The sequence below is a fragment of the Agrobacterium larrymoorei genome, from assembly GCF_030819275.1.
Taxonomy (GTDB): Bacteria; Pseudomonadota; Alphaproteobacteria; order Rhizobiales; family Rhizobiaceae; genus Agrobacterium; species Agrobacterium larrymoorei_B.
This window is the reverse complement of the sequence record NZ_JAUTBL010000002.1, coordinates 2365392-2387808: the sequence shown is the minus strand read 5'-3', so window position 1 is coordinate 2387808 and position 22417 is coordinate 2365392. Positions and strand designations below refer to the sequence as shown.

Sequence of the window (22417 nt, the reverse complement as noted above, 5' to 3'; positions counted from 1 at the left end):
ACGCGGTCTCTTTCGGCTCCCCGGCAGAGGCCCGAGCGGATTTCGGCAATGGACAGGCAAACTCGAAAAGAGTAACAGTCCCGCCATGACCACGAGATCTGCTGCCCTGACCGAAAACAACGCCATCGAGTCTGCGCTCAGAACCGTTTCGATCGAGCGGAACGGGCTGGCGGCGCTGGAGACTGCGCTTGCCGGTGAGCTTGGCGACGCCTTTGCCAAAGCCGTCGATGTGATCGGCAACATCACCGGGCGGCTGATCATCACGGGTGTTGGCAAGAGCGGCCATATCGGTGCCAAGCTTGCGGCCACCTTTGCTTCCACCGGCACGCCCGCCTTCTTCGTGCATGCGGCGGAGGCTAATCACGGCGATCTGGGCATGATCGGCGGCAATGATGTGGTACTGGCAATTTCGAAGGGTGGCGAGAGTGCCGAGCTTCGCAGCATTATCAATTACACCCGCCGCTTTGCCATTCCGTTGATCGCGTTGACGTGTGCCAAGGCCGGATCCCTGGCCAAGGCGTCCGATATCGTCCTTCTGATTCCGGATGAGGAAGAAGCCTGCCCGCACCGGCTGGCCCCCACCACGTCCACCTTGATGCAGCTTGCCGTTGGCGATGCGCTGGCAATTGCCCTGCTAGAAGCCCGCAAGTTTACCGCAGGGGATTTCCGTGTGTTCCATCCGGGTGGAAAACTCGGTGCCAGCCTGACCCTCGTCGGCGATATCATGCACACCGGCGAGCGTTTGCCCCTTGTGGCGCAGGGCACGCCGGTGGCGGATGCCATACGGGTGCTGGCGCAGAAGCTTTTCGGCTGCGTTGCTGTGCTCGATGAGGACGGACGCCTCTGCGGCATCGTGACGGAAGGCGACATGGCGCGCAATCTCACGCGCAATCTCGCCGAACTCACGGTAGACGACATCATGACGCGCACGCCGAAGACCGTGACGAAAGAGGTCTTGGCGACAGCGGCTTTGGCGACGCTGGAAAAGCACCATATCGGCGCGCTGATCGTCATCGATGGAGAGAAGCGGCCGATCGGCCTCGTTCACTTCCACGATCTGCTTCGCATCGGCGTCGCTTAATTACACATTATCGCGGACTTGCGTCTGTTGCCATACAGAGTGAGCAGAAGACCCGCCGCGACGATCAGCGTCGCGCCTATCATGGTGTGGAGGGTGGGCACATCCCCAAACATCATGAATCCGAGAATGCTGACCCAAACGAGGCTTTGATATTCCAAGGGTGCCAACACGGACGCCGGCGCAAAACGATAGCCTTCGAAGAACAGCATCTGCGCCAGCAATATCTCGATCCCGAGGATCGCGAACATGCCGATCTCGAACCAGCTTGCCGGCATGGTCCAGTCCATCAGCAGGCCGCTGACCAGACAAAAGACGCAACCTGTCGTCAGCAACTGCGCCTGCGTGCTTTCTCTTGTCACGGCCTTGCGGGTGTAGACAACCGCAAGGGCCCAGAAAATACCCGAAGCAAAGGCAAGCAGGGTCGGAGCGAGGTTGAGGGAGCCAGCCGGATTGGCGGCTATCACCGTGCCGACCATGCCTATGACAACCGCTGCCCAGCTTGCCCTTCCCACCTTTTCGCCGAGGATCGGTATGGAGAGGACGACGATGATGAGTGGTGCTGCGGCGTAAATCGTCGTGACCTGGCCAAGCGGCATAAGCTTGGCTGCCGCAAAGAAACAGAAAGTGCAGGCGACTTGGAACAGCGCCCTTAACGCTGTCGCCCACTTATAGGGGCTGTTGATGACCTCACGGCACGCGGCTGGCTTTATCACGACGGTCACAAACACCGTCACGACGCTGCGGATGAAGATGAGTTGCCATATGCCGAACAGGTCTCCCATCCACTTCATGGTGGCATAATGCAGGGAGTACATCATGTAGCAGCCGCAAACCAGAATGATGCCCAGTGCTGTTTTCTCGCGGCTGGTCACCGCTGGTATCGCGGATCTTTCTTCCACCAGACTCAGACATGGAGGCGCGGCAGGACCTTCGCAGGAGGTGATGGGTATGATGGTTTCATTTGACATTGGCTGGCTACAAACCCCTTAATGCCTCAGTGTGAATCATATAGTAGACCGGTCGTCTAGTAATGGCACGAGAAAATGCGACACGACACAAGCTTATTTGCGAAGGGCTGAAAGGCCTTATTGCGCATGGCTATGAGGGGGTGGGTATCGGGCCGATCCTTGCCAGTGTGGATGTGCCCAAGGGCTCCTTCTATCACTTCTTCAAAAGCAAGGACGATTTCGTCGGCGCAATCATCGAGTATTACGCCGAGATTTGGGATGGGCGCCGCAACGACATTTTTGCCGATGCGAGGCGAAGCCCGCTGGAGCGGCTCGATGCCTATCTCGAGGTGCTGGAAGAGAAGCTCCGAGAAGAGCATCCAGCAGGCGGTTGTCTGCTTGGCACGTTGGGACAGACCATTTCAGGCCGAAGCGCCATGCTGCGGGCGAAGCTCGCTGAGGCTTACCGTGCCTGGGAAAGCGGCGTCGTGCGTCTCCTTCAGGAGGCGGAGAAGGCCGGAGAGTTGAGGGCGGGCGTCGATCCGCAAATGGCGGCGGTGGAACTGATCGACGCTTATGAAGGTGCGATCATCCGCGTCAAGCTGAACGACGATCTGGAAGCCTTTACTCGTTTTCGAAAATTTGCGCTTGCGAAATTGGGGCGTAGCGGCGGTGAGCAGGTCTGAAGCCTAAAGCGCCGCGCGTTCTATTGGACGCACAAAGCTTTAGGCTTTCCAATCTCCGCATCGTGCTTTGCGAAAATCGAGTCCGATTTTCGGGCCGATGCTTTAGACCCGCCCAAGGGCGACGGACCGACCGTCATCGATCTGGTTCATCGTCTTGATGGCTCAACTTCTTTGAGCGTTTCCGGCGCTTAAGCCTTCTCGACAGTCAATGTGCGGCCATGAGCCGAGGCGATCCGTACCCGCGTGCCCGCCGGCTGGTCGGCGCCTTGCACCGGCCACCATGTGTCATCCAGGCGAATGCGACCGCGGCCTTCGGTGATCGGTTCCTGAAGGGTCGCCGTGCGGCCGACAAGGCTCGCTTCGCGTTGATTGAGGAAGGGCTCGTCGGTTGTCGCATGCTTGCGGTCATAGTAGCGGCGACCGGCAATGGCGAAGACGACGGAGAGTGCTGCAAAGAGCAGAAGCTGGATCTGCCATCCCCAGACGCTCGCGTCCCAAAGCGCCAGAGACAGCGCGCCGACCACAAGGGCCGCCGCACCGATCCAGATCAGGAAGACGCCGGGGGCCGCCAGTTCCGCCACCAGCAGGATGGCGGCCAGCAGCCACCAGCTCCAGGGACCGAGATCGGCGACGAGTGTCTGGATCATGTCACTTATCCGTCGGGGCAGCGAATGGGTTGGGCACGGTGACGTTGATCGCCTGGCCGCTTGGGCGGCTGGATGGCGGAACGGAGGAACGGCTTGCCGTGCTGCGTGGCGCGGAAGGCGGCGTGGTGCCGTCACTGTCCTTGCCGAAGACCTCGCGGGCAATGGCGCCAATGCCGCCGAGCGATCCGATCAGCGAGGACGCTTCCATCGGCATCAGCACGATCTTGGAATTGGTCGCCTTGCCGATATCGGCCAGCGCCTCGGTGTATTTCTGGGCGATGAAGTAGTTGATGGCGTGGATGTCGCCAGCGGCAATCGCTTCGGAGACCATGCGGGTTGCATTGGCTTCGGCCTCTGCCAGACGCTCGCGGGCCTCGGCATCGCGGAAGGCCGCTTCGCGCTGGCCCTCGGCTTCCAAAATGGCGGATTGCTTGGCGCCCTCGGCACGCAGGATCTGTGCGTTACGCGAACCTTCGGCTTCCAGAACCTGAGCGCGCTTCTCGCGCTCGGCCTTCATCTGGCGGGCCATGGAGGCGACGAGATCCTTGGGCGGCGCGATATCCTTGATTTCGATGCGCGTCACCTTGATGCCCCAAGGGCCGACGGCCTCGTCGACGACGCGCAGCAGGCGATCATTGATCGCATCACGGTTGGAAAGAAGCTCGTCGAGATCCATCGAGCCCATGACGGAACGGATGTTGGTCATGGTCAGGTTCTGGATGGCGAATTCCAGATTGGCGATCTGGTAGGCCGCCTGGGCGGCATTCAGCACCTGGTAGAAGGCCACCGCATCGGCTGAGACGCTGGCATTGTCCTTGGTGATGACTTCCTGCGTGGGGATGTCGAGCACCTGCTCCATCACATTCATGCGCGCGCCGATGCGCTCGATGAAGGGGGTGATGATGTTGAGGCCGGGCTCCAGCGTGCGGGTGTAGCGCCCGAAGCGCTCGACCGTATAGCGGTAGCCCTGCGGCACGGTTTTGATACCGGCAACCAGCGTCAGGATGACAAGAATGACTGCCGCTATGACAAAAATATCGAAACCGCTCAAATCCATTCCTCATCTCTTCCGTTCGGCAAGCCTGGCAGAAAACACGGCCTTATCAGACCCAGCCCTGCAACTCCTTGCGCACAACTTTTTCGAGAACCCGCATACCATCCGCACTATCGTTGAGGCAAGGAATATGGGTGAACTTCTCGCCTCCGTGGTGCAGGAAGCTCTCGCCAGCTTCACCGGCAATTTCTTCCAGCGTCTCAAGACAATCCGAAACGAAGCCCGGGTTCATCACGGCAATGCGCTTGACGCCTTCGCTTGCCAGCTTTTCCACCGTCTTGTCGGTATAGGGCTGCAGCCATTCTTCCGGCCCGAAGCGCGACTGGAAGGTGATGATGAAGCGGTCCTTCTCAAGCCCGAGTTTCTCGCGCAGCAGGCGGCCGGTCTTCATGCACTGGCAGTGATAGGGATCGCCCTTCTTGAAGTAGGATTGCGGAATGCCGTGGAAGGACGCGATCAGCTTTTCCGGCTCCCAGTCCAGCGTCGCCAGATGGGCTTTCACCGAACTCGCCAGCGCATCGATATAGGTTTCGTCATCGTGGTATGGCGGCACGGTGCGAAGCGCGGGCTGCCAGCGCATCTTCATCAGATGCTCGAACGCCTTGTCGTTGACGGTGGCCGTGGTCGCGGCCGCATATTGCGGATAGAGCGGGAAGAGCAGGATCTTCTCGCAGCCCTCGGCCTTCAGTGCATCGATCTTGGAAGCGATCGATGGCTGGCCATAGCGCATGCCCCAATCGACCACCACATTCGGCAGGTCGGTCAGCGCCTTTGCCATCAGCTCGGACTGGTTGCGGGTATAGGTGCGCAGGTAGCTTTCGTTCTTCTCGTGGTTCCAGATTTCCTCATAGGCCTTGCCGACCTTTTGCGGGCGCTTGTTCAGCACGATGCCGTATAGGATCGGGTACCAGAAGAGGCGCGACCATTCGATCACGCGCTTGTCGCTCAAAAACTCCGCGAGGTAGCGGCGCATGGACTTGTAATCCGTGCCGTCCGGCGTGCCGAGATTGACGAGAAGAACGCCGACCTTACCGAAGGAGACCTTCGGATGGTCCTTGGGAAGGTGGCTTGCGGGGAAGGCGGTGATATCTGCGGCCATTAACTTGTCCTGAATTCTCATGAATCGCGGAAGACTACGTCCGCGCGCGCATCTTGGATCAATATGTAATGCATCACTGCCCTGATCTGAATTGATTTTTGACAAAGGCTACGCGGCATTTGAGCGCGTTAGGGGTGGTTGAAGGTCTTACGGATGGTTGCGGGGGCCAAGACGCGGGTCCTGCCATCGTCCGTCGCTCGCACGCCGTTGAAAAGATGGATCCTCGGGTCAAGCCCGAGGATGACGGCAGAGAGGTCTTTGCTGTTGGAGATCCACAAGCAGCCAATCGACGATTTAACGCTTCCAGTAAGGTTGCCTGCTTCGCCAACCTCGCTGACGGGTCTCCGACCTCTCCTCCGCGTCATCCTCGGGCTCGACCCGAGGATCCATCTTTTCAACGGCTTACGGGTGGTTGTGCCATCCTCAGACGGATCCTACGGAAGTCCGAAAGCCGGCCCGCAAGGCGAACCGGCTTCCTATTGTCATTTTCGCATCAATATCAGTTGGCCGGAATGGTCAGTTCTTCGCCGATCTCGATGTGGTTCGGGCGACGCAGTTCGTTGGCTTCGGCGATCTTCTTCCAGTCGATGCCCTTGCCATATTTCTCCTCGGCAATCTTCCACAGCGAGTCGCCCTTGGTGACGACATACTTGGCCGCCGCGGTGGCGGCTGCCGGTGCGGATGGCGTTGTGGTGGAGGGAGCAGCCGGAGTTGCAGGCGCCGGAGTGGCGGGTGCTGGCGCGGAAGGCGCTGGCGTGGCGGGAGCCGGTGTCGCAGGGGCTGGCGTTGCAGGGGCTGGAGCGGCAGGCGCCGGTGCAGCAGGAGCCTGAGCGGTGGTTGCCGGAGCGGGTGCTGCCGGTGCCGGTGCGGCGGGCTGCTTTGGCGGGGCGACGTAACCGGCAGGCGTTGCGTCTACGATACGGCCATCGGTGTAGGGCTTGTAAGGGCTGTGCGCGCCGATATAGGCGGCGACCGCATCTTCCAGGCTTGGTCCGAAGTCATAAGGGTTGATCGCCTTGGTGGCGAAGGTCTTGAAGCCGTCGCCGCCGGTGCGGGTGTAGTTGTTGGTTACGACGCCATAGGTCTTTTCCGGGTCGAGCTTGACGAAGGTGTCGCCTTCCTTGACCTCGACGGAGACGATACGGCTTCCGGCTGGCTTGGAGCGGTCGAAGGTGTATTTCAGGCCGGACGCCTGGACGAAGCGGCCTGCACCTTCCTCGATCTGGCTTGCGCCGTTTTCGAGCGCGGCGAGAAGGTCGGAGCCCTTGATCTGGAAGGTGGCGATGGAGTTCTGGAAGGGCAGCACCGTCAGAACTTCACCCATGGTCACTGGGCCAGCATCGATGGAGGCGCGAAGACCGCCACCGTTCTGGATGGCGATGGTGATGCCCTGATCCTTCACGCGGTCGAGCAGCGCGTCGGCAACGAGGTTGCCCATGGAGCATTCCTTGGCGCGGCAGACCTCGCGCGAGCCATCGATCGGGGCTTCGCTGACGCCGATTTCCTTCTTCTTCATTTCTTCCAGCGGTGCGGCAAGTTCTGCCACGCGCTTGTTGAAGCCTTCATCCTGCGCCACGGCGGAATCCAGCAGCTTCGGTGCGCCGGTTGCGGACTTCACCACGCCATTGTCGTCGAAAGTGACCGTCAGATCACCGAGATACTTCGAATAGGCGTAAGCGGTCACGACCGGAACATCGACGCCCGATGGGTTTTTGACCAGCGTCGGGTAGGGGCCGGCGGCCTTCGGGTCGGTGCTGGAAAGCAGCGTGTGGCTATGGCCGCCGACGATCACGTCGACGCCATCCACTTCCCTTGCGATTTCCTGATCGCGCACATAGCCGACATGCGAGAGCAGCACGATCTTGTTCACGCCCTGATCCTGCAGTTCCTTCACCGCGCCCTTGAGGTAGGCGACCTCATCTTCGAAGGACACCTTGTCGCCAGGAGAAGAGGTTTCGCCCGTATCGGTGGCAAGAACGGACACCACGCCGACCTTCTGGCCGCCGATCTCCTTGACGACATAGCCCTTGAACTTGTCTTTCAGCTCGGAGCCGTCGGCAATCTTGGTGTTGCCGGAAATGATCGGGAACTTGGCGGCGTTGATCAGCTTCAGCAGCTCGGCCGGGCCATCATCGAACTCATGGTTGCCGATTGCCATGGCATCGAAGCCGATACCGTTCATGAATTCGGCGACCGGGCCGCTCTTGTACTGTGTGTAGAAGAGCGAGCCCTGAAACTCGTCGCCGGCATCGAGAACGAGGATGTTGGCGTTCGGGCCAAGCTCGGCGCGACGCGCGTCGATTGCGCCCTTCACGCGGGCGATACCGCCGAAGCATTCCTTCTTCTCTGTCTCGGCAGCCGAGCAGGTGGAATCATATTTGTTGATCGGCTCGATGCGGGAATGAAGATCGTTGATATGCAGGATGTTGAGTTGATAATCGGCAAGTGCGGCGCCTGCCGAAAGAGCGATCACGGATGCGGTCATCAGGCCAAATCTCAAAATCCTGTTCATCAGTCTCTCTCCTGTTGATGTCTTGCTTTTCGTTTCAGACCGTCCATAGCCATAGGTAATTCAAGACTGTGACAGCCATTCGAAGGCATGTTTCCATCTTGAGGCATCTGCCGCAAGTAGAATTGTTGTGGTGGAGACACAATAAAAAACGCGCGCTACACGCGCGCGTTGAATAAGAGATCGCTCTGCTTTCGCACAAAGCCCTACGGCTCAGCCCTGACGGTTCAACGTGAACTGGCTGTTGGTATCGGTGGTGCAGTTCAACTGACCGGGGGAGATCAAGGCGCAATTGACGCGCGATTGGGTGTTGCGCACCAGCGAGGTCATGTTGATCTCGTAAAGGGTGGGGGAAATCGCCACATAGGTTCCGGATGCCAACAGCGTGTTGGTGTCGGAGGAACGGGTAGAAAAGGAACCGTTCTGGAAGGTGGAGACGATGCCGTTACGATCGATCCAGCGGCCATCCACGGCGGGGCGCTGCGAAATCGACGGCATGGGCCGCACGGGGCTGGATGCTGGAGCACAAGAAGAAACGGCAACTGCAGCCAACAGCAAGGCAACACTTGTCTTGAAATGCATTATTCTTATCTCCTGCGATTCTTCAGCCAATGGTTCCAATGGTTAATGACCATGGCGCGAGTTCCGATTTATTGCAAGCGAACGACAGGCGATACACACCGGTTCCGACATCGCACCACAAAACCGCAGGCGTGGCAAAACTGCATCAATGCGCGTCGCGCAAAGGGCTCAGATGAAAGCTGAGCCCTTGGTTTGACCCGGTTTAGCGCACCAGAATGTTGCGGAACTGCCAGGGGTCGTCCTTGTCGATATCGTCCGGGAAGAAGCCGGGACGACCTTGCAGCGGTGTCCAGTCCGTATAATGTCCTTCGACCGGGCCGAGATAGGGCGTCTGGATTTCCAGGCACCGGCGGTAATCCATCTCGTCGGCTTCGACGATGCCGGCCTGCGGGTTCTCCAGCGCCCAGACCATTCCGGCTAGGACCGCAGAGCTCACCTGAAGGCCGGTCGCATTCTGGTTGGGAGCAAGGTTGCGGGCCTCTTCCAGCGTCAGGCGCGAGCCATACCAATAGGCGTTCTTGTCGTGGCCGTAGAGCAGGACGCCGAGTTCGTCCGCGCCATCCACCAGTTCTTCTTCCGTTAGCACATGCTGCACGCTTTGCGCCTGTCCGCCATTGCCGAACATTTCATAGAGCGACAGAACCGCGTCGTTGCAGGGGTGATAGGCATAGTGACAGGTCGGGCGGAAGGCGACCTTGTCATCTTCGTCCCGCACGGTGAAGTAATCGGCAATCGAGATCGCCTCATTATGGGTGACGAGCAGCCCATATTGCGCGCCATGCGTCGGACACCAAGTGCGCACGCGGGTATCGGCACCCGGCTGCTCCAGATAGATGGCGGCCTTTGAGCCCTTCTTGTGCTTCTTGGCGTTTTTTGGCTTCCACTTTTCATGGGTGCCCCAGCCAAGTTCGGCGGGCTGCAAGCCTTCGGCGATGAAGCCTTCCACCGACCATGTGTTCCAGAAGGTGCCGAAGGGCTTGGGTTCGCGGGCGCGTTGCGTGTCGCGTTCTGCCACATGCACGCCTTTGACGCCGAGGCTCTGCATCAGCTTCGCCCAGCCCTCGCGGTCGCTGGCTTTCGGCTCGTCGATCTCAACGCCCATATCACTCGCCAGATTGACCAGCGCCTGCTTGACGAACCAGGAGACCATGCCGGGATTGGCGCCGCAGGTGGAAACCGCCGTCGTGCCGCCGGGGTGTTGTTTCCTTGGCTTTCAGCATGGTCTGGCGCAGCCGGTAATTGGTGCGGGCGGCGTTGTCGGCCTTGTCGTCGAAGTAAAAGCCCAGCCATGGTTCGACGACGGTGTCGATATAGAGCACATCATGCTTGCGGCAGAGCTTCATCAGATCGACGGAGGACGCATCCACCGACAGGTTGACGCAGAAGCCGCCTTTTCCGCCTTCGACCAGCGGCGTCATCACGTCCTTATAATTATCCCTGGTCAGATGGGTGCGGATGTGGCGGATGTCTTTCTCAGCCAGATAATCGGCGATGTCCTCGCGCGGGTCGATGACCACAAGTTTGGCTCGGTCGAAGGTAAAGTGCCTTTCGATCAGCGGAAGCGTGCCACGGCCGATGGAGCCAAAACCGATCATGATGATGGGGCCGTTGATCTCCCCGTAGATCGGGTATGCTGCTTCCGTCATTTCAATTCCCTTCGTGAACCACGGTCAAAACCAGATTATCCATTCGTATCAATAAAGTACAACCACATGACGCGAATATGAAGCACATCTTCATTCTCTCCTTACTATGGAGAATGATGCATCCTTTCTCACAATCGCAATTTTGACATCAGCCTATATAATCATCCGCTCAATAAGCGGCCATGAGGGACGCTGGCCGGATTTCAGGTGGCGAATGTTCCGTCATGATGAACAGTCTTACATGGGCAGTCTTCTGGAGCGGGTAGCGGCGTTGCAAGACATAACGCCCGTTCTGATCGCGCTCTACGATACGGAAGACCGCGTTCGCTATGCCAACCGCGCCTTTCGCGAGGCCTTCCATCTTTCCGAAGACAGCTTCCCCACATGGGCCGAAATCATCCGTTTGAATTATCAGAACCGTCAAGGCCTGATCATCAACACGCGGGATTTCGAGGCCTGGCTTCTCTCTGCCCAATCCCGGCGCGGCAAGCAGGCTTTTCGCGGGCTTGAACTCGACATGCATGATGGGCGCTGGATCTGGATGACGGAGACGGTGGAGACGGATGGCTGGATGCTGTGCGTCGGCACAGACATCACCGCCCTTCGTCAGAACGAGCGACGCCTGCGGCAGGATCGCGATCTTGCGCTGCGCGCCGCGCAGACCGACGAACTGACCGGAACCTCCAATCGACGCTTCGTTTTCGCCCGGCTCGCGGATCATGCCGAAAACGTCGACAAGGACATCGAAACGCCCTTCGGTATCTGCATCATCGATATCGATCTCTTCAAGGCGATCAACGACCGCTTCGGTCATCAGGGTGGCGATGCGGTGCTGCGTGACTTCGTCAAGCTTGCCCACTCGACCATTCGCCGGCCGGATTATTTTGGCCGTGTCGGCGGCGAAGAGTTCATGCTCGTGATGCCACGAACGGGGCTGGAGGAATGCGCCTCGATCGTCGGTCGCATTCTGGAAAAAGCGGCAGAGTCACGGCCCTTCGCCGACCATCCCGAATTTTCCTATAGCTGTTCGGCCGGCATTGCGCTCTACAAGGCGGGGTGAGGGCAGCAACGAACTCTACTACCGCGCCGATCGGGCACTCTATCTCGCCAAGCAGAATGGCCGCGCCCGGCTGGAGTGGATTGTCAACTAATGCCAAATATTAAGTGTTTTCTAAATCAATAACTTGGCCACAAATTCGTCCAGATTTACGTGATGTTCCCGAGTGTCGCATCAGCGATCATTTGAGAGGAAGATGTAATGAAAAAGATACTGGTCGCTGTCTCCTTCAGCGCAACGGTTTTCGCCCTTGCCTCGAGCGCAATGGCAATGAGCAATCCCGCTTCGGATTTCTGCGAGGAGATGGGTGGTCGTTCCGTGAGCGCCAAACTGTCCTCTGGTGATGAAATCGGTCTGTGCTACCTGGCGAAAGACAAGATCGTCGAGGAGTGGACATTGTTCCGCATGTTCGACGGCGAGGTTCCCTCCGAGTCAGAGAACCCCTTCCTCGGCAAATGATGCTGAGGTTCAGCGATCGTCGACCGGGTCTTACTCAGGTCCGGTCGATCTTCCGTTTTCGAATTAGACCAGTTCTGCCGGCACCAGCCCATGCAGCGAGTTGCCGACAAAAATCTTTCTGCCTTTCAGGTCTTCGGGCTTCAGCGCCTGTCCACGCGCCTTGCGCTCGCGGATAAGATCGGCGCGCAAGACACCCGGCAGAATGCCGCTATCGAGCGGTGGGGTCAGCAATTGGCCGTCCGGGCCTTCGACAAAGAGGCTGGTGGCGGAGCCTTCGCAGATTTCGCCGCGCTCGTTAAGAAGCAGGACCTCGTCGGCCTCCTTGGATGAAAACTCAGCACGCGCGGCATCATAGGGTTCGCGCCGCGAGGATTTGTGCCGGTAGAATGTGTCGCTGGAATCGAGCCGGGTCTTTTCGGCGATCTTCAGCCGCCAGACGGCATCCGGCGCAAGCGGCTTGAAGGGCTCTGCGGCAATCTCCAGCTCACCCTTGTAGTTCATCACCAGGGCGACCTTCATGGGGCCGTGGCCGTTCACGGTTGTTTTGAGTGCCGAGGCCGGATCTTTCGGCGGGCGAAAACCCAGCGCATCGGCAGACCGCAGCAGGCGGCGCAGATGCTGTTCCAGCCGCTGGAAACCGCTTTGCGGCTCCCATCGCAATGTTTCCCTCAAGGTAAGGTCAGCGGGCTTGCGCTTCATGCTCCTGGTCCGTCTTCTGCATCTGTTCCGACGGGATATAAAAACCGGCGAAGCTTGTCCGAAATGGGAGCGTCGCCGATTTTTGTTGTCATGGTCTCATTTTGACGGCGCGTCGAGGGCTTCCAACTCGTCGATCAGCCCTTCGATCATCGACAGGCCCTTGCTCCAGAAGGAGGGGTTGGTCGCATCAAGGCCGAAGGGTTTCAGAAGCTCCGAATGGTGCTTGGTGCCGCCGGCCTTCAGAAGCTCGAAATACTTCGCCTGGAAGCCCTCGTCGGCATTCTGATAGACGGCATAGAGCAAGTTCACCAGGCAGTCGCCAAAGGCGTAGGCATAGACATAGAAGGGCGAGTGGATGAAGTGGGGGATATAGGTCCACCACGTCTCGTAGCCTTCCGAAATGCGGATCGCGGGCCCGAGGCTTTCTTCCTGCACCGAGAGCCACAATTCGCCGATCTGTTCGGATGTCAGTTCGCCGTCTTTGCGGGCGGTGTGCACCTTGCGCTCGAATTCGTAGAAGGCGATCTGGCGAACGACGGTGTTGATCATGTCTTCCACCTTGCGCGCGAGCATGGCCTTGCGCTCACGCGGATCGGTGGTGGCTTCCAGCAGTTTTCGGAAGGTCAGCATCTCGCCGAAGACCGAGGCCGTCTCGGCAAGAGTCAGCGGCGTGGCGCACATCAGCGCGCCCTGCTCACCGGCCAGAACCTGGTGCACACCGTGGCCAAGCTCATGGGCGAGCGTCATGACGTCGCGCGGCTTGCCGAGATAATTGACCAGAACATAAGGGTGCGCGGAGGGCACGGTCGGATGGGCGAAGGCGCCGGGTGCCTTGCCGGGGCGGGCTGGCGCATCGATCCACTCCTCATCGAAGAAGCGGCGGGCGATATCCGCCATTTCCGGGGCAAAGGCGCCATAGGCGGAGAGCACCATGTCCTTCGCTTCACCCCAGGGGATGATGGCGTTGGACGTGTCCGGAAGCGGCGCGTTGCGATCCCAGTAGTTCATCTGCTCCATGCCAAGCCAGTTCGCCTTCATCTTGTAATAGCGATGCGACAGGCGGGGATAGGCCTCGCGCACGGCAGCCGCGAGCGCATCGACCACGTCTCGTTCAACGCGGTTCGCCAGATGCCGGCTATCAGCAATGTCTTCGAACTTGCGCCAGCGGTCGGAGATTTCCTTGTCCTTGGCGAGCGTGTTGGTGATGAGCGTGAAGACGCGCAAGTTTTCCTTGAAGGTGGCGCTGAGTGCGGCGGCTGCCTTGCGGCGCGTTTCCGGGTCCGGCTCCTGCAGCATGTTGAGCGTCGGTTCGAGGGCCAAGCTTTCGCCGTCGATCTCGAAGCGCAGCTCGGTCATCGTCTCGTCGAAGAGGCGGTTGAAGGCAGCCGCACTCGTCATGGATTTTTCGAGGAACAGCTGCTCCAGGCTGTCATCCAGCTGATGCGGCTTGTCCTTGCGCAGGTCCACGAGCCACGGCTTGTAATGGGCGGCAAGTGTGTCTTTCTCGAAGGCGGCGTCGATCAGCGCATCGTCGATGCGGTTCAGTTCCAGCGGGAAGAACAGCAGGTGCGACGCGATATCGGTGAGTTTGGCCTGCGCATCGCCGTAAAGCTTGCCATTGGCGGGGTTGGAGGTATCGGAAAAATAGGTGAGGCCCGCAAAGGAGCCGATGCGGCCGAGAATATCGTCCAGCGCTTCATATTCCTTGAGTGCTGCACCGATGCCCTCATCGCCCGAACGGCTGGCAGCAGCTTCGAGCTTGCCCTTCCATTTCGTCTCGAATGCCTTGGCGTCCGTCTCCGCTTTCTTCAGGTCGCCTTTGTATTCGGCGGAATCGACTGAGGGGTAAAGATCGGAGAGTTTCCAGACCGGCAGATCGCCAAGGGCAGCACTTGCGCCTTCGGCAGGAGAGAAAGCGGGCGTGGGGGTCGATGTCTTCAAGGTCATGAAACGCGTCCTTTTTGTCTTCGCATCGAAGCATATGGGTGCCTCTGTTTCCCGCGGCAATGCTTAAAATGCAAGCAATTCTCAAAACCCGATGTTGAAGTCTTGCGTGGCAAAGTCGAGCCAAGGAGCCTGCATGAGGCAGGTTCATATACCGGAAACCGGAGCTCGAAATGACCGTCCACGTTCTCATTGTCGAAGATGATCCCGTCCAGCGCCGTGTGCTGAAACAGACCGTCGAGCAGAATGGGCATGCGTCCCTGTTGGCCGAGAGCGGTAAGGCGGGCCTTGGGCTTTTGAAAACACGCGGGGCCGAGATCGGCGTCGTCATCATCGATCTGACGATGCGGGAACTCGACGGTCTCTCCTTCATTCAAGCGGTTCACGATCTCGGTCTGGATATTCCCGTTGTCGTTCAAACAGGGCAGGGCGGCATCGACGTCGTGGTCGAAGCCATGCGGGCGGGTGCTTTCGATTTCATCGTCAAGCCGGTTACGGCGGAGCGTCTTGGAACGGCGATTGCCGGAGCGCTGAAATCCGACGAGCCAAAGGGCCGCGCCCTGCGGCGCACGCGCCATCAGCCGGTTGGACTTGCCGATATCGTTTCGGCCAGTCCTGCCATGGCACGCGTACTGGATCTGGCGAAGCGCGCCAGCCACTCCACCATTCCCGTGGTGCTGGAAGGTGAGGCAGGTGTCGGCAAGGAGATGATCGCGCGCGCCATCCATGCGGGCAGCGACCGGGCGACGAAACCCTTCGTGATTTTGAATTGCAGCGCGATTGCCCCCGAACTGATCGAGAGCACGCTGTTTGGTGGGGAGGCGGCAGACGACGGTGATGCTGGCGAGCGCCAGCAGGCCAAGGTCCTGGAGGCCGATGGCGGCACGCTCTTTATCGATGAGCTTGGCGACCTACCGCTTGAGGTGCAGGTGAGGCTTCTGCGCGCTGTCCAAAGCGGTGAGGTCGAGGCATCCGGATCGGCCAAAAGACGCAAGGTCAATGTGCGGCTGATTTCCGCTACCGCCAAGAACCTGATCGAAGAGGTGAAGGAAGGTCGCTTCCGCGAAGACCTGTATTACCGGCTCAACGTCTTCCCCATCACCATTCCGGCTTTGCGCCGCCGCAAGGAAGATATTCCTTTCCTCGCGCGCGCCTTTGTCGAGCGCTTCTCCATCGAGCAGAAACTGCCGTCGACGGTTGGTGTCAGTGCTGCCGCGCTTGCATTGCTGACTGCCTATGACTGGCCGGGGAATGTCCGCCAGCTGGAAAATGCTGTCTTCCGTGCAGCCGTTCTGGCGCAGGGCCGTGAGCTGGCGCCGAGCGACTTCGTCCATATCGCGACACAGGTTCCGGGCTTCGAGGGCGATGCGCGAGACAGAGGTACCCATGGTTCAGATCGATCCGTGACCGCTGCCGCGCCTTCGCTTGTGGAGGTCAAGGCATCTGAGGCGCCGGTGACGCATATGGCTGCGAGCGAGGAGGCAGACGTGGCAGGTGATGGTATTTTTCCCGGCGGCAGCCTGATTGCCAGCACGGATGAAACAGGCAATGTTCGTACCATTGCTGAAATCGAAGAAGAACTGATCCGGTTTGCGCTGCGATTCTACCGCGGGCAGATGAGCCAGGTTGCCCGAAAACTCGGTATCGGGCGTTCCACACTCTACCGTAAGTTGAAGGATTATGGCATTGATCCCGATAATCCGATGGAGGACGCGGCTTAAGCGTCGCTACGGAGGCCTATATTAGCCGTTGGCATTTTTGTTAACCCCTGAGCAAGGATATTCCCTTACGCTTCATAAACCTCTTGTTAGTTATCTGTTCACTATGTAGAGGAAGGTTGTATGTGTGTGGCAAATTTGCCATCGTGTCACCGTAATTGAGGTTCAAGTGGGACAATGTGACAAATTGTCTGCCAGGCGGGGATCGAATTGCCATATCTGAATCGGAATAACGCGCTTGCGGGCAAGTCTGCGCGCGGCTTGATCAAAGATATATGCACGAAGCTGTCGGCACGCGTTGTCACCGTTGCGTGCCTGATCCTAGCCGCAATGCCCATCTTCAGCGTTTCAGCGACGGAAGCCGCCGCCGAGACACGCAGTTTGAAGCTCTATTATATCCACACCAAAGAAAAAGCCGTCATCACATTCAAGAGAAACGGCAAGTACGATCAGAAGGGCTTGCAGGAACTCAATCGCTTCCTGCGCGACTGGCGCCGCAACCAGCCCACCAAGATGGATCCGCGCCTTTTCGATCTGGTCTGGGAAGTGTATCGCCGCTCCGGTGCCACCGAGTATATCAACGTCGTTTCCGCTTTCCGCTCGCCTGAGACGAATGGCATGCTGCGTTCGCGCACCAAGGGTGTTGCCAAGCACAGCCAGCACACGCTCGGCAAGGCGATGGACTTTTTCATTCCCGGCGTGAAGCTCGCCCGCTTGCGTGAAATCGGCATGCAGATGCAGATCGGCGGCGTTGGCTTCTACCCGACATCGGGCTCGCCCTTCGTCCACATGGATGTCGGCAATGTTCGCGCCTGGCCGCGCATGAGCCGCCAGGAACTCGTTCGCATCTTCCCGAATGGCAACACCATTCACCTGCCTGCCGACGGCAAGCCGCTGCCGGGTTACGACCAGGCTCTGGCCGATTACAAGAAGCGCGTCAGCTCCTCGTCCATTCAGGTTGCCAGCACGGCTGGTTCGGGACCTGCGACGTCCTCCTCCGGTGGCAAGCGCAAGACGCTTCTTGCAGCCCTCTTTGGCGGTGGCGACGAGGACGAGGATTCCGAAGAAATCGCAACGCCCGCAGCCCCGGCTGGTCGTTCGCCTGCCCCTGCTCCTGTAGCGGAAGAGGCGGAAGAAGCCCCGGTCGCGGTGGCCTCTGCGGCGCCCGTGCCGAGTGCCGTGAATGCACCGCTGCCGACCGCACGCCCGGCCTTCCGTGGCGAAGAGGCTTCGACTGGCCTTGCGACAGCGCTCTACTCTCCGGGTCGCAATGCCGCTCAGGATGCGCTCCAGGCTGCGACCACGCCGACACCGACAGCCGCACCGGCTGAACAGAAGTTTGCCGATCTGGCTGAAGTCTCGGTTCCCGTTCCGACCCTTCTTGGACCGCGCGGTATGCGTGGCGATGCTCAGGGCTCTGTCATGACGGCATCGCTCGATTCTGAAAACGCCCCAGCCGATGCGCTGCTTGCCCATGTGCCGGTTCCGGCCAACCGTCCTGCTGTTGCCGAAGCCCTGCTTGCCTCGGCCAATACCGATATCGAGGGCCAGGATGATGAAGCCGACAGCCAGGCATCGCTCTCTCCGACGGTGATTGCCGCGCTTGAGCAGAGTGGACAGGATGCGCGCTCTGCCGTGACCGCCGCTGCGATGCCCTCGGCTGCGCCGTTCCCGTCTTCGGTTGCTGCCTATGCCGCACCGACACCGGTTGAGGCGCCGCGCCAGGTTGCCAAGCTCGATCCGATGGCGACGCCGAAGGCCGAGACCTTTGGTGACGAGTTCGATCCGAAGCCCGCAGCTTCCAGCACGAGTGGCCTCACTGCTGGCCTGCCGACCAAGGGCGGTCGCCCAAGCAAGCAGGATGCCGTCGTATCGCAGCAGGCCATGGTCAGCGGTGGACGCCTGACACAGGAAGCGATTTCCGATTGGGCGCTCAGCCAGAACAAGGGTGCAACTGTCCGTGCGGTCAAGGCGCCGCGGGTCAGCAACCGCATGCTGAGCCATGATATGTCTGCCTCTGCGGCCAATGCCACCTTCCGCCAGGGTGCAAAGGCGATCGACTCCAGCCGATTCAGCTCGCCGATCAGAATGCCTTGAACTCACTCTGCCCAGTGAAAGATTGAGAGAACGGCCCGAAAATCGACATCGATTTTCGGGCTGCTTCGTATGTGGGAAGAGCTTTGAGTATCGCCGATCCTGCGGACCTGCTTTCCAGGCATCTACTCCCTGTCCGCAGAGCGATGTTCCGCCTTCAAGCTGACCCTGCTTGAGGCACTCAAAACGACGCAGGACACGCTTGTTGGCAACGCTGCCACCTTGACGGGCCTCGACGGCGCTGTTAACGCTTTCTTCATTGCTTTGTTTGTCGCGGCGAATGTTATGCGTGTCTCGTCGCACGTCATTTGTTTTTAGGTCGCGCAAAGGCAGTTGTCCCTCAAGACGCTGCACGCATGAAGCTGTTTCAATGCGCCGGTTCTGACGAACCATGTCCCCGATAAATTCCGTGTTCCTGTGTCGATGAAAGACGTGCCGTGAGGCCGTTTCGGATTTCGTCTGAACGCCTATCCTTGAACCGCAGGGATTGATCGCGTTGAGGCTGCTCCGCCGTCGCATGAGCATGGCCACTCGACGGTATACGCGCCATGACCACGATTTCCTTGCTCGCCACACGCCAGATCGCCATGCTGTCCACCTCCGTGATTGCCGGGTTGACGAGCGCCGATGTCGACGCGCTGAGCACCGCGCAGATCAAGGCGCTGACCAGCAGCCAGATCGGTGCGCTGAAGACCTCGGTGATTTCGTCGCTCTCCTCCGGCGATGTCGGCGCGATCGCTCCGAAGTCGATTATCGGTCTGACCCTGTCGCAATTGCAAGCCATCGGCACGACGCAGGTATCGGGACTGACGACAGCGCAAGTCGCATCGCTCTACAGCAGCCAGATCGATGGACTGTCCAGCGCATTGATCGAAGCGCTGGACGCAAAGCAGGTGGGTGCCCTGAGCGGCGCGCAACTGGCAACGCTCTCTTCTGCCGAGATCAACAGTTTTACGAGTGATGAGCTTGCCGCCATCAAGAAAGCCAACATGGGCGGACTGTCGAGCGCTGCCATTGCCGGGCTCTCGACGACCAAGCTTGCCGCCTTGACGCCTGCACAGCTTGCGGCTTTCAGCTCGTCCCAAATGAGCGCCTTGAGTAGTGCACAGTTCGCAGCACTGACGCCGGCTCAGATGGGTGCCTTGACGCCGAAGCAGATCGCCGGACTTTCGACCGACATCCTTCATAACCTCAGTTCCTCGCAGGTTTCCGGCCTGACAACGCGGCAGATGTCGGCGCTTACCCCCACGCAATTCGATGCGCTGAGCAGTGCCGGATTGACCGCGCTCGGCACGCAGCAGGTGGCCGGTTTGACGGCCGCACAGGCCGCAACGCTGACGGCCGCAGAACTCAACAGCTTCTCGGCAGATGAGATTGCGGCGATCAAGAAGAACGCGGTCGCGGGCATCAGCACGGCTGCAATTGCAGGCCTTGCCACCAGCCTGGTCCCGGCTATCACCACGGCGCAGATCGCCGCTCTTACCTCTACTCAGTTGAAGGCCCTGACCGCCGCGCAGCTTGCAACGCTTTCGACCGGACAGATCGCTGCCCTCAAACCGGAACAGATCGCCAGCCTGACGACGGACGCGATCGCCGCCTTGAATGATGCGACCCTTTCGGCGCTGACCACGCGCCAGATCTCCGCGCTGACCACTGCGCAGTTCGACGCGCTGAGCTCCGACGATATTGCGCAGCTTAACGAAAGTCAGGTCGCCGGACTGACCTCTGCGCAACTTGCCACGCTCTCCTCCGCGGAGATCAACCGCTTTACCACGGCAGAAATCGCCGCGCTGAAAAAGGGTGCTTTGATAGGACTGTCGACGGCTGCAATGTCTAATCTCTCCACCACTTTGGTGGCGGCCATGACGACGGCTCAGATCTCAGCCTTGAGTTCTTCGCAGTTTCAGGCGCTGACGTCATCCCAGATTTCGTCTCTGACTGCCGCGCAGATCTCCGCACTCAAACCACAGCAGATCGCCAATCTGTCAACCGCGGTGATCGCTGGTCTGAGCGACGCAACCCTTTCGGCGCTCACCACGCGCCAGATCGGCGCACTGACGACGGCACAGTTCCAGTCCCTCGACAGCGCTGATATTGCACTCCTCAATGCAGCGCAGGTGGCAGGATTGACCTCGGCGCAGCTATCCACCCTTTCTGCCGATGAACTCAACAGCTTCACCACGGCGGAGATCGCGAGCCTGAAGAAGAACGTGTTGAGCGGCCTGCCGACGGCGACGATTGCCGGTCTCTCGACGAACCTCTTGTCCGCGATGACCACGAGCCAGATCGCTGCTCTTTCGAGCGCACAGATCAATGCCTTGACCTCTACCCAGCTCTCAGCGCTGACGCCCAGCCAGTTTGGCGCGCTCTCCAGCAGCCAGATCGCCACGCTTTCCACTGCCACCATCGCCAATCTCGGCACGGCGACACTTGCCGGCATGAGTACCCGGCAGATTGCGTCCTTGACGACCGTACAGTTCGATGCGCTGAGCTCAGCCGGTATCGCAGCCCTGACCGAAACCCAGGTCGCGGCGCTCAACAGCAAGCAGTTGGCAACGCTCTCCGGTGCTGAACTCAACAGCTTCACCACCGCGGAAATCGCCGCGATCAAGAAGAGTGCAATCACCGGGCTCAGCACGAGTGCCCTCAGCGGCCTGGACGCCAGCCACCGCTCAGCCTTTTCGTCCAATCAGATGGACGGCATGAGCACCGCGCAAGTCAATATCGTGATTGCCGCCTACCAGAGTGTGTGATTGAGCGATGAGCCGATGCTGTACCGATATCACTCTCGGTTACGCGTCTGGCCTTAAAGCCGCTCGGATGAGGCGGATTGTTGGCGTCGATAAGGATCGGCCTGGTGTAGATAGACTGCAAAGGTATCCCATGGGGGCGTTATGGAGAGTTGCCACAGCAGGCGGCCCACTTCACCTCGATGATAGCCCGCATGGAGGGCGACGTGAGTCAGCATCTCCTCGCGGCTCATATGGCCCTTGTCACCATCGGTAAACGTGAAGGCCACTCTCTCGGCTAGGATCGGGTAGGTGGCTTTGCTTGTGTAGTCGACATACCACTTGTCGGAGAGGATCACTGAGGTCCGCAGCTCATTGAGCGTCGGTGTTTCTTCTAGATTGTCTGATGAGAACGTGTGCGGAGTAGCCTCCAAATGCGCTGCAAAGATCCTTGAAACCACATAGTGGTGGCTGATGAGACGAAGCGCAGCCTGTAGTTCCGTGCGATAGCTTTCACGATCCAGTTTTTCCAGCGTGTCGAACAAATCAACGTTGGCCCATGCATGATAACGGAAAAGAGTGTGCAGAAGCGTGCTCATTGCCAGTGGTCCTTTTGAGCGCTACGAATGTGAGTAAGTTCTTCACATTTTCTTCCGAGGCACATTTTTGTCTACTCGCGTTGCAAAACGGCAATCGGTGATGCGCAAGGAGCCAAAGCAGGACCGTTCCCGCGTTACGGTTGAGGCGATCGTAGAGGCGGGTGCTCGCATTCTTGCGGAAGAGGGTTGGGCAGGTTTCACCACGAACCGGATAGCGGACGTGGCTGGCGTCAGCATAGGTTCCCTTTACCAGTACTTTCCCGACAAGCTCGCCTTGGTCGATGCGATCCGGCATCGTCATCTCAATGATAGCATGGAGGTGATGCGGCGCGTGCGGGCAGATGGCATCTCGCCGGAGCAGTTCGCCGCGCAACTCGTCACCGCCGTGGTCGCGATCCATAGCATCCATCCAGGCCTTCATCGTGTCCTATTGGACGAAGCCCCCACCTTCGAAAAATATCGAGACCCACATAGCGACTTTGAGCGTGAATATCTCACCTACTACGCTGAGGTGGTTGCCACGTTTCGAAAGCGCCCGCCGAACGAGGCCGATCATGTTGCGGGTCGTGTGATTTCGGACGCTATCGATGGGGTGATTCACAACGCGGTGCGACGAGGCGCCGTCAGCGATCCAGTGATGCAGCTTGAACTTGTTCGGTTGGTGCGCTCGTATCTTGCAGATGACCAATATTCCTAGCGCAGACGCCAAAAATCCCTTGATCAAAACGGATACTTTAGGGGCCTCTCGGGGGCCGGATTAGGGTTTTCCTCACCATCCATAAGCCGTTGAGAACGTGGATCCTCGGCACAAGGCCGAGGATGACACCAAGAGGGCGGTACGCCCTCTCTTTCACATGTCAGTAGGAT

16 protein-coding genes and 2 pseudogenes are annotated in these 22417 nt (G+C 59.3%); 8 read left to right on the top strand and 10 right to left on the bottom strand.

Annotated elements, in window-relative coordinates:
• Positions 1-85 precede the first annotated feature (85 nt).
• Positions 86-1081 carry a KpsF/GutQ family sugar-phosphate isomerase gene (locus tag QE408_RS20220; RefSeq protein ID WP_306934227.1) on the top strand — a complete coding sequence of 332 codons (996 nt, stop codon included), beginning with the start codon at positions 86-88 and terminating at the stop codon, positions 1079-1081.
• On the opposite strand, the gene QE408_RS20215 is transcribed toward QE408_RS20220, so the two are convergent.
• On the bottom strand, positions 1078-2049 hold the full coding sequence (locus tag QE408_RS20215; RefSeq protein ID WP_306934226.1) for a DMT family transporter: 972 nt from the start codon (positions 2047-2049) through the stop codon (positions 1078-1080). The two genes, QE408_RS20220 and QE408_RS20215, sit on opposite strands and share 4 nt — an antisense overlap.
• Positions 2050-2111: 62 nt before the next feature.
• Between QE408_RS20215 and QE408_RS20210 the strand changes: the two genes are divergently transcribed.
• Positions 2112-2714 carry a TetR/AcrR family transcriptional regulator gene (locus QE408_RS20210; protein WP_306934225.1) on the top strand — a complete coding sequence of 201 codons (603 nt, stop codon included), beginning with the start codon at positions 2112-2114 and terminating at the stop codon, positions 2712-2714.
• 188 nt (positions 2715-2902) lie between these two features.
• Here QE408_RS20210 and QE408_RS20205 read toward each other — a convergent pair whose 3' ends face one another.
• From QE408_RS20205 to QE408_RS20180, 6 genes and pseudogenes are all read right to left on the bottom strand, one after another.
• A complete protein-coding gene (locus tag QE408_RS20205) occupies positions 2903-3361 on the bottom strand; it encodes an NfeD family protein (protein ID WP_306934223.1) in 459 nt (152 codons plus the stop codon).
• A gap of 1 nt (position 3362) precedes the next feature.
• Positions 3363-4418 (bottom strand): SPFH domain-containing protein, encoded by a 1056-nt coding sequence (locus tag QE408_RS20200; protein WP_306934222.1) that lies wholly within the window; start codon positions 4416-4418, stop codon positions 3363-3365.
• A 46-nt stretch (positions 4419-4464) separates the two neighbouring features.
• Entirely contained in the window at positions 4465-5514 is a 1050-nt protein-coding gene (gene hemH, locus QE408_RS20195; RefSeq protein ID WP_306934221.1) for a ferrochelatase, read from the bottom strand.
• Positions 5515-6013: 499 nt separating this feature from the next.
• Positions 6014-8026 (bottom strand): 5'-nucleotidase C-terminal domain-containing protein, encoded by a 2013-nt coding sequence (locus QE408_RS20190; RefSeq protein ID WP_306934219.1) that lies wholly within the window; start codon positions 8024-8026, stop codon positions 6014-6016.
• Positions 8027-8236: 210 nt separating this feature from the next.
• Positions 8237-8605 carry an outer membrane lipoprotein Omp10 gene (omp10, locus tag QE408_RS20185; protein WP_306934217.1) on the bottom strand — a complete coding sequence of 123 codons (369 nt, stop codon included), beginning with the start codon at positions 8603-8605 and terminating at the stop codon, positions 8237-8239.
• Positions 8606-8807: 202 nt separating this feature from the next.
• Positions 8808-10251 (bottom strand): annotated as a pseudogene (locus tag QE408_RS20180) (homospermidine synthase).
• Between the two features lie 241 nt (positions 10252-10492).
• On the opposite strand from QE408_RS20180, the pseudogene QE408_RS20175 reads away from it, so the two are divergent.
• Together QE408_RS20175 and QE408_RS20170 are read left to right on the top strand one after the other, a co-directional pair.
• A pseudogene (locus QE408_RS20175) lies at positions 10493-11402 on the top strand (diguanylate cyclase).
• 107 nt (positions 11403-11509) lie between these two features.
• Positions 11510-11767: a putative hemolysin gene (locus tag QE408_RS20170; RefSeq protein ID WP_306934215.1), complete on the top strand. Its 258-nt coding sequence runs from the start codon at positions 11510-11512 to the stop codon at positions 11765-11767.
• A 63-nt stretch (positions 11768-11830) separates the two neighbouring features.
• Here the strand turns inward: QE408_RS20170 and QE408_RS20165 are convergent, their stop codons facing one another.
• Positions 11831-12466, bottom strand: a complete 636-nt coding sequence (locus tag QE408_RS20165) for an aminotransferase class IV family protein (protein ID WP_306934213.1) — start codon at positions 12464-12466, stop codon at positions 11831-11833.
• Between the two features lie 96 nt (positions 12467-12562).
• On the bottom strand, positions 12563-14413 hold the full coding sequence (locus QE408_RS20160; protein WP_306934211.1) for a M3 family oligoendopeptidase: 1851 nt from the start codon (positions 14411-14413) through the stop codon (positions 12563-12565).
• 170 nt (positions 14414-14583) lie between these two features.
• Here QE408_RS20160 and QE408_RS20155 point away from each other — a divergent pair, with 170 nt between their 5' ends.
• The 3 genes from QE408_RS20155 to QE408_RS20145 all read left to right on the top strand — a co-directional run bounded on the left by QE408_RS20155 (position 14584) and on the right by QE408_RS20145 (position 20975).
• On the top strand, positions 14584-16131 hold the full coding sequence (locus QE408_RS20155; RefSeq protein ID WP_306934209.1) for a sigma-54-dependent transcriptional regulator: 1548 nt from the start codon (positions 14584-14586) through the stop codon (positions 16129-16131).
• Between the two features lie 207 nt (positions 16132-16338).
• Complete coding sequence (locus QE408_RS20150; RefSeq protein WP_306934207.1) at positions 16339-18225, top strand: DUF882 domain-containing protein; 1887 nt, start codon at positions 16339-16341, stop codon at positions 18223-18225.
• Between the two features lie 545 nt (positions 18226-18770).
• Entirely contained in the window at positions 18771-20975 is a 2205-nt protein-coding gene (locus QE408_RS20145; protein ID WP_306934205.1) for an ice nucleation-like protein, read from the top strand.
• 53 nt (positions 20976-21028) lie between these two features.
• Here QE408_RS20145 and QE408_RS20140 read toward each other — a convergent pair whose 3' ends face one another.
• Positions 21029-21550, bottom strand: a complete 522-nt coding sequence (locus QE408_RS20140; RefSeq protein ID WP_306934204.1) for a DinB family protein — start codon at positions 21548-21550, stop codon at positions 21029-21031.
• Between the two features lie 100 nt (positions 21551-21650).
• On the opposite strand from QE408_RS20140, the gene QE408_RS20135 reads away from it, so the two are divergent.
• Positions 21651-22247 carry a TetR/AcrR family transcriptional regulator gene (locus QE408_RS20135; RefSeq protein ID WP_306934203.1) on the top strand — a complete coding sequence of 199 codons (597 nt, stop codon included), beginning with the start codon at positions 21651-21653 and terminating at the stop codon, positions 22245-22247.
• Positions 22248-22417 lie beyond the last annotated feature (170 nt).